1 protein-coding gene is annotated in these 529 nt (G+C 66.4%); it reads left to right on the forward strand.

Going from position 1 to position 529, the window contains the following annotated elements:
• The coding region (locus tag AACY45_RS27840) for a hypothetical protein (protein ID WP_339548692.1) at positions 1-465 on the forward strand (465 nt) is incomplete at its 5' end.
• Positions 466-529 lie beyond the last annotated feature (64 nt).

Here is a 529-nt window from a genome sequence, read left to right on the forward strand (position 1 = left end):
ACCTTCAAGGAAGACGGCTGGCCGTCGATCGCCGAGCGCATCAACCAGGTCCTGATCAAGGAGAAGCTGGTCCCGTTCCGCGAGGCCGACAACACCCGCGTCTCGCGCTCAGACAGCCGCGACCGCGGCGGTCCGATGTCCGGCTGGGATGGCATGCGGGCGCGCCTGATCGGGACGGCAAGGCGCGGCGAGGATGGTGCGGTCGATTGGTCGGTCGGTCGGCCGATGCTCTACGTGTTCTCGACCTGCACGGATTTCATCCGGACCGTGCCGGTGTTGCAGCACGACCAGGCGCGCCCCGAAGACCTCGACACCACGGGCGAGGATCACGCCGCCGACGATGGCCGCTACGCCTGCACTTCGCGCCCATGGGTGAAGTCGCTGTCACCCGCTGCCAAGGAAGCGCGCGATGCTTACGGTGAAGGCCGCGAGGAGCGCTACGCCGATGACACAGCAACGCTCTAGTGCGGAAGAAGCATTTGCCCAGCAATGGTTGGATGGTTCCCGGCGGGTCCAAGAGGTCGCGGAT

Source organism: Pseudomonas sp. RA_35y_Pfl2_P32 (assembly GCF_963970735.1).
Lineage (GTDB): Bacteria > Pseudomonadota > Gammaproteobacteria > Pseudomonadales > Pseudomonadaceae > Aquipseudomonas.